8 protein-coding genes are annotated in these 6,155 nt (G+C 63.3%); 6 read left to right on the top strand and 2 right to left on the bottom strand.

The genetic code is table 11. The features are described from left to right. Positions 1-215, bottom strand: a 215-nt coding sequence (locus tag VFA16_RS09055; protein ID WP_324967486.1) for a hypothetical protein, incomplete at its 3' end; no start/stop codon positions are given. A 33-nt stretch (positions 216-248) separates the two neighbouring features. Beyond that, on the bottom strand, positions 249-671 hold the full coding sequence (locus VFA16_RS09050; RefSeq protein WP_324967483.1) for a Fur family transcriptional regulator: 423 nt from the start codon (positions 669-671) through the stop codon (positions 249-251). Between the two features lie 411 nt (positions 672-1,082). Here VFA16_RS09050 and VFA16_RS09045 point away from each other — a divergent pair, with 411 nt between their 5' ends. The 6 genes from VFA16_RS09045 to VFA16_RS09020 form a co-directional block, all read left to right on the top strand. Then, positions 1,083-2,339 carry an acyltransferase gene (locus tag VFA16_RS09045; protein WP_324967482.1) on the top strand — a complete coding sequence of 419 codons (1,257 nt, stop codon included), beginning with the start codon at positions 1,083-1,085 and terminating at the stop codon, positions 2,337-2,339. Positions 2,340-2,475: 136 nt separating this feature from the next. Next, positions 2,476-3,168: an Rv0518 family GDSL lipase gene (locus VFA16_RS09040; RefSeq protein WP_324967485.1), complete on the top strand. Its 693-nt coding sequence runs from the start codon at positions 2,476-2,478 to the stop codon at positions 3,166-3,168. A 206-nt stretch (positions 3,169-3,374) separates the two neighbouring features. Then, on the top strand, positions 3,375-4,079 hold the full coding sequence (locus tag VFA16_RS09035; protein ID WP_324967481.1) for a nitroreductase family protein: 705 nt from the start codon (positions 3,375-3,377) through the stop codon (positions 4,077-4,079). 15 nt (positions 4,080-4,094) lie between these two features. Further along, positions 4,095-5,030, top strand: a complete 936-nt coding sequence (locus VFA16_RS09030) for an NADP-dependent oxidoreductase (RefSeq protein WP_324967484.1) — start codon at positions 4,095-4,097, stop codon at positions 5,028-5,030. Positions 5,031-5,084: 54 nt separating this feature from the next. Further along, complete coding sequence (locus VFA16_RS09025; protein WP_324967480.1) at positions 5,085-5,621, top strand: cupin domain-containing protein; 537 nt, start codon at positions 5,085-5,087, stop codon at positions 5,619-5,621. A 335-nt stretch (positions 5,622-5,956) separates the two neighbouring features. After that, positions 5,957-6,155 (top strand): hypothetical protein (locus VFA16_RS09020; RefSeq protein ID WP_324967479.1); only part of this gene is annotated, 199 nt, incomplete at its 3' end.

Here is a 6,155-nt window from a genome sequence, read left to right as displayed (position 1 = left end):
GTCATCACTTCGAAGATGTCGCGCTTCAGTGCATCGACGTCGAGTTTCTTGAACTCCTCCGCATAGTCGAATCCCTCGCCCATCGGACTGGCTTGGGGCGCGTGCTTTTTGAGCACCGACAAATCCGGCTGGTTCGGCCACCAGTCCTGGTTCGTCATGGGCCGATGCGCCGTGGGCGTCGGAGCCTCGATGGCTGGGTTTTCGCTTTCGGACACTTGGTCCTTCCTTTCGGGGTAGTGAATCGGTAATCAGGACGTCGAACAATTGGGGCAAAGACCCCAGTAGATGACCTCGGCCTCGTCGAGCTCGAAGCCGTTGTCGTCGGCCGGGGTCAAACACGGCGCTTTGCCGACGGCGCAGTCGACGTCTGCGATGGCCCCGCAGGACCGGCAGACGAGGTGGTGGTGGTTGTCGGCGACACGCGATTCGTAGCGCGCAACGAAGCCGGATGGCTGGATGCGCCGCACCAGGCCCGCGCGGGTCAAGGCATGCAGGACGTCGTACACGGCCTGGCGGGACACCCTCGGCAAGCCGGAGCGCACTGCGTCGAAGATTGTTTCGGTGTCGGCATGCGGATGCGCCTCGACGGCCTCGAGCACCGCAACTCGGGGGCGCGTCACACGCAAATCGGCCAAACGCAGCTGTTTCGCGTACTCCGGCCAGGAGGGCACAAGAGAAATATGGCCCCTTTTCTGGACTGAGTCAAGACTTTGTCCGAATGACTGCCGGGATAGTGATTCGACGGCCCGCGAGTCAGGTCCTGAAGCGCATCGAGCGAGCGCCCTGAGAGTAGGTTCGAGTATGCGCCAAGACACTTCTCAGCTGGACCAAATCAGCGAATACGCTCGCTTGCAACGTAATCCACGCCCGCGTCCGAGAAGTCAGCCGCTGGGATAAAGTCCTGCGGCAGCAGCTGATCCGGTGTCGATACCCACTTCGCGCGACAAGCCACACCGGATCCCTTGCACGGCATTGCGGTGGTCGCGCTGTTACTCTGCTAAAGCTGCCGGTGCCCTGTCGCGGGGCTGCGAAGCGCCCGGCCAGCCGACCTGAAAGCGAACGAACAGCAGAGTCCACATGGAATGAGCATCGTGCGCAGCGGAGAAATCAAGGCTCTGACCGGACTGCGCATCGTTGCCGCAGTATGGGTGGTGCTGTTTCACTTCCGGCCGATGCTGAGCGATGCGTCACCTGACTTCCGGGACGCGCTCGCGCCGGTGCTCAACTGTGGTGCGCAAGGCGTAGATCTGTTCTTCATCCTCAGCGGGTTCGTGTTGACCTGGAACTATCTGGAGCGGATGGGCCGCAACTGGTCGGCGCGGGCGACCGCACATTTCCTGTGGCTGCGGCTGGCCAGAGTGTGGCCGGTGTACCTGGTCACATTGCATCTGGCGGCGCTGTGGGTGATCTTCACCCTCCATGTCGGTCACGTACCGTCGCCCGATGCCAGTCAGCTGACGGCGGTCAGCTATGTACGCCAGATCCTGCTCGTGCAGCTGTGGTTTCAGCCGTACTTCGACGGCTCGAGTTGGGACGGGCCGGCCTGGTCGATCAGCGCCGAGTGGCTGGCTTACCTGCTGTTCGGTCTGCTGGTGCTGGTGATCTTCCGGATGAAGCACGCTACGCGCGCGCGGACCCTGATTTGGCTGGCCGTCGCCGCGTCGCTGCCGCCGGTGGTTCTGTTGTTGACCAGCGGCCAGTTCTACACACCGTGGAGCTGGCTGCCCCGCATCGTGACGCAGTTCACCGCGGGTGCGCTGGCCTGTGCCGCGGTGCGCCGGTTGCGGCTCACCCACCGCGCGCGCCGCGTGGCCGGGTACCTATCCCTGCTTCTCATGGCGAGCATGGTGGGCGTCCTGTACTGGTTCGACGCGCACCCGATCACCGGAGTCGTGGAGAACGACAGCGGCGGGGTGGTCGACGTGCTGTTCGTTCCGCTGGTGATCACGCTGGCTATCGGGGTGGGCGGTCTGCCGAGGCTGCTGTCGACCCGATTGATGGTTTACGGCGGGCAGATCTCGTTTTGCTTGTACATGGTGCACGAGTTGGTGCATACCGCCTGGGGATGGGCAGTGGAACAGTTCGAGCTGACGCTACAGACGTTCCCGTGGAAATGGAACGTCGTGGGCCTGCTCGCGCTCGCAGTCGCTGTTTCGGTCCTGCTGTATCACTTGGTCGAAGAGCCTGCCCGTCGGTGGATGCGCAGGATGGTCGATGTTAAAGAGGCCAGTCGGAAGACGTCGATCGACCACCTCTGGGACCCGGTGAGCACTGAACTCGAAACTATCGACGATGTACTGACGGCTCAGCCGACGGCGGTTTCGGTGCGCGCCGTGTAAGGGCTTTTCTGAGCACGCCAATTATGCTGTGCCAGCCAGTCTCTCAGCTAGAGTTCTAACGCGTTTTCGCTATGGCCCTAAGGTGGCTGTCGTAGCGATGCGCGACAACGCGATCGCATTGGCAGTGGAGGTAACAGTGAGTCGGGTGGCCACGATTGTCATCTGTCTCACCGTTTTGGTTGTAACTGCCATCGACCACGCTGCGCCGGTGATGCGCTACCACACGTTGAGCCGCAGTTCACCGCCGAACCATATCGCGGTGATCGGCGATTCTTACACCACCGGCACAGACGAAGGCGGCCAGGGACCGAAAGCATGGACAGCTCTGGCCTGGCAGACGCTGTCTCACCAGGGGGTGCAGGTTGTCGCCGATGTCGCGGCGGAGGGCCGGGCCGGCTACGCGGTTCCCGGCGACCACGGCAGCATTTTCGAGGATCTGACTGCGCGAGCTGTCAAGCCCGACGACGCCTTGGTGGTGTTTTTCGGCTCCCGCAATGACCAAGGCGTCGACCAGATTCGCCTAACTGAAATGGCCCGCGAGGCTTTCGATCTGGCCCGTCGCATCACGCCGTCCGGCAGGCTCTTGGTGATCGGACCGCCGTGGCCGACCGCCGATGTACCCGAATCCGTGCTGCAGATTCGTGATGTCCTCAACGGCGCCGCCCACGGCGCTGGAGCATCGTTCGTCGACCCGATTGCCGACCGATGGTTTGTTGACCGGCCCGATCTGATCGGACCCGACGGCGTGCACCCTAACGACGCAGGACACGCATACCTGGCCGACAAGATTGCGCCGATCATCGGCGCGCAATTGCCTAGGCGACGCTGAACGGACCACTGACAATTCCCGGGTCGCTGCGCGCTTATGGTCGTCAGCGCGCATTGACGTCGGGAACCTGCGGTCGTGTCGCGTCAGCAGCATCAACTTCGAGGCCTTGGTTGTCGCATTTTGTGGGAAATGCGGCGCGGAAAGCGACGGTCGTAGCAATGCAGCGAGCGCAAACTAAGTACTAGCTCTCTCGAGGAGACGAGATCATGGACATCTACGAAGCGCTCTACACCACCAGGATGATGCGGCGGATGCGGCCCGACCCGATTCCGCTGGAAACTCAGGCTCGTATCCTTGATGCCGCCATTCGCGCGCCCAATGGTGGTAACACTCAACGCTGGCACTTTGTGGCCGTGGACGATCCGGAACTGAAACACGAGTTCGGCCAACTGTTCCGGCAAGCCCGAGCCCTCGAATACGAGAAATTCCAGACGGGGACGGGGCCGATGGTAGCGCCGGCGCCCGGTGCGGACCAGGGCGCTCATGCCGAAACGATGCGCCGCATCAAAGGCTCGGGGAACTATCTGGCCGACCATTTCGAAGAAGTTCCCCTGTTGCTTTTCGTCTTCGCCATCGACGACCTCGGCGGCGCCAACATATATCCGGCGATCTGGAGCGTGTTGCTCGCCGCCCGCGCCGAGGGCGTCGGCGGTGTCATGACGATGGTGCTCCGCAATTTCGAGGACAGGGTGAACGAGTTACTGGGCGTGCCCGTTGAAGAAGGCTGGACGATGTCGGCCATGCTGGCCCTCGGCTATCCACTGGGCAAATGGGGTGTGGCAGCCAATCGGCGTCCCGTGCACGAGGTTTCATCGCGAAACCGCTGGGGTGCACCGTTCGGTGTCGAAGTGCCGCAACCGCTGTGGCCGTCTGAGAACCAGGCGAGCGCCGCAGCGACCGGGGTGGGATGAATGGCAGGTCCCATGATGCATGCCCTGCGTGCCCATACCCGCGGCGGACCCGAGGTGTTGGTCTACGAACAAGCCCCCCTACCAACGATCGCTGAACGGGAGATCCTGGTGGAGGTGCATGCTGCCGCCATCACGTTCGCTGAACTCAGCTGGCAAGAGACATGGACGCGCGACGGAGTCGACCGCACCCCCATCATTCCGTCTCATGAATTCTCCGGCGGAGTTGCCGAGATTGGCAGCGCTATAACCGAATTCGCGATCGGAGACGAGGTGTACGGGCTGGTTCCGTTCGACCGCGACGGCGCTGCTGCCGAGTACGTCGCCGTACCCGCCGACCATATTGGGCCCAAACCACTCTCGTTGTCTCACATCGAGGCGGCGGCGCTACCGCTTCCCGCCTTGACCGCCCAACAGGCGTTGTTCGACCACGCCCACCTCGGTGTGGGCGAACGCGTTCTGGTGCATGGCGGTGCTGGAGGGGTCGGCGGCTACGTCGTACAAATGGCCGCCGCGGCTGGCGCACACGTCACTGCCACCATTCGCAGCGGCGTCGACTATGTCAAGGCGCTCGGCGCCAATGAGGTCGTCGACATCCGCAACGACAACTTGTCCACAGGCACAGAGGCTTTCGACGTCGTCGTCGACACGGTTGGCGGCGACACTCTTGATCGGTCCTACGCCCTAGTACGCCCCGGCGGCCGACTCATCACCTTGCAGACACCACCCGACCAGGGTCGAGCGGCGCAGCTAGGGATCACCGCCATTTTCTTCATCGTCACCACCGACACGACCGCACTCACCAACCTTGCCGCGCTCGCCGACGCCAGCGCGTTGCGCATCACCATCGCAGCGACGTTTCCCCTCAGCCAGGGCGCCGCTGCATATGCCAGCGGCGCCAAGGCGGGCCGCCAACCAGGAAAGACCGTGCTCACCGTCCGACCGCCCAATTAAGTGCCCCAACGAGTCCTCCAATCAATCCGGTTGGACAGCAAGGAGGTAAGTCAGATGGCAGATGTGAACCGAACCGAGGTCACGGTCGTGCAGCCAGGGGAGGGAGACACTGTCGCGCTGCCCGGTTTTGGGGCCGTGTTCAAGCTGTCCAGCCGAACCAACGGGGGAGAGGTGGCGATAGTCGAGCACCCATTCGAGGTCGGATCGATCACCGCGCCGCACATGCACAGCCGTGAGGACGAGCACTCGATCGTGCTAGCAGGTGAAATCGGGTTTCGCTCCGACGACAGTGAGGTGGTCCTCGGCCCAGGCGGCTACATCACCAAACCGCGCGGGCAAATGCATGCGATGTGGAACGCCGGCACCGAACCGGGCCGCATCATCGAAGTGATTACTCCCGGCGGGTTCGAAAACTACTTTCGAGAACTGGGTGAACTGCTGATGTCCCACGCAGATGATCCGGCTGCCCCGATGCTCCATGAGTTGCCCGAATTCGCTGAGCTGGCAAAGAAATACGGCCTGACCTACGGGATGCCGGACTGGCTGGACGATGTCGTACGCAGGTACGGTCTCGAGCGGCCCACTCACTGACGTACTCACGATAATGCCGTAATCGCCGACCGCGGCTGTCATTACGTTTTATTTTGGTGCAATCCGGGTACAGAGGGGCGGGCTTGAAACAGTGCGAGCTCCTGATGAGAGTGAGGGTCTGATGAAAACCCAGCCAAGAATTGCGGTCGCGCTGATCGGCGGTGCGGCCGTGCTTTCTTTGGCAGTCGGATGTGGTGGCGGCGGTAAAGGTGGACACACAAGCACCACCACCACGACCAAGACGACTACGACGACGACGAGCGTCACCCCGGCGCCATCGTCGCCGGCACCGGGCGGACCTGGCGGCGGTGGTGGTGTTCCGGGAGGACCCACTGGTGGCGGCGGACCCGGCGGCGGAGGCGGCGGCATCCCCGGCGGTCCCACTGGTGGCGGTGGTCCCGGCGGCGGGGGTGGCGGCGTTCCCGGCGGGCCCAGCGGCGGTGGTGGCCCCGGTGGCGGCGGCGGTCAGATTCCCGGCGTCGGCGGTGGCGGCGGTGGCCCCGGCGGTGGTGGCGGCTGCATCAACGGCGTCGG

This window comes from Mycobacterium sp., from assembly GCF_035653355.1.
Lineage (GTDB): Bacteria > Actinomycetota > Actinomycetes > Mycobacteriales > Mycobacteriaceae > Mycobacterium.
This window is presented reverse-complemented; position numbering and strand designations above follow the sequence as displayed.

Coding starts and splice junctions, on each gene's coding strand:
- VFA16_RS09045 (WP_324967482.1), top strand. CDS start 1,083: ATGAGCATCGTGCGCAGCGGAGAAATCAAGGCTCTGACCGGACTGCGC.
- VFA16_RS09035 (WP_324967481.1), top strand. CDS start 3,375: ATGGACATCTACGAAGCGCTCTACACCACCAGGATGATGCGGCGGATG.
- VFA16_RS09030 (WP_324967484.1), top strand. CDS start 4,095: ATGCATGCCCTGCGTGCCCATACCCGCGGCGGACCCGAGGTGTTGGTC.
- VFA16_RS09025 (WP_324967480.1), top strand. CDS start 5,085: ATGGCAGATGTGAACCGAACCGAGGTCACGGTCGTGCAGCCAGGGGAG.